The organism is Methylobacter sp. BlB1 (assembly GCF_015476545.1).
Taxonomy (GTDB): domain Bacteria; phylum Pseudomonadota; class Gammaproteobacteria; order Methylococcales; family Methylomonadaceae; genus Methylobacter.
In genome coordinates this window covers 1-706 of sequence record NZ_JADMKV010000209.1, presented here as the reverse complement: position 1 = coordinate 706, position 706 = coordinate 1, and the positions used below count along the sequence as shown (strand labels likewise).

Here is a 706-nt window from a genome sequence, read left to right as displayed (position 1 = left end):
CGGCGCGGAAGTCCGGCGACAGCTCCAGCAGGGCCTGCTCGATGTCGGCGTCGAAGCCGCGGTCGAGCACGTGCACGTCGGGGGCCGGGAGGCTGCCGGCGAGCCGGGCGGCGTGCTCGTCGCTCAGGGCGTCGAAGCGGATGCGCTGGCGGCGGCGGGCGCCGTCGAGGAAGAGGTTGGTGGTGATCCGGTGCAGCCAGCCCTCGAAGGTGCCGGGGGTGTAGCGGTCCAGCGACCGGAAGACCCGGATGAAGACGTCCTGGGTGAGGTCCTCGGCGTCGGCGACGTTGCCGGTGAGGCGGTAGGCCAGCCGGTAGACCCGTGCGGAGTGCTGCTCGACGACCTCCTCCCACGTCGGCCGTTGCCAGCCGTCCGTCTCGGGGGTGTGGGTCTGGGTCATCGTCGACTCCCGGTGCCTGGTGAAGATCGGTACCTCCCACACGCTAGGAACGCCACCCGAGACGAGGCTGAGGGTTTCACCCCGGGTGGCTGTGAATGCCTTGTCGATCCGATCAACGTACGACGCCTCGTCGGTGTTCCGGGGCGTCCCGGCCGCGCTCCCCGATCCGAGGCCCACCGCGGAGTAGAGTCGGCCGCGCCCGCACCGATCGACTGAGGAGCCCGTCATCACCACCCCCATCACGGCCGCGAGCTGGACCCACGCCGAGCACTTCGTGGGCGAGGACGACGTCCTGGCCGCCGCGCG

Annotated in this window: 1 protein-coding gene; it reads right to left on the bottom strand. The window is 71.4% G+C overall.

Annotation, left to right across the window (positions count from 1 at the left end; genetic code table 11):
• Positions 1 to 400: sigma-70 family RNA polymerase sigma factor (locus IT781_RS22065; protein ID WP_194972311.1), on the bottom strand; the 400-nt coding region annotated here is incomplete at its 3' end.
• Positions 401 to 706 lie beyond the last annotated feature (306 nt).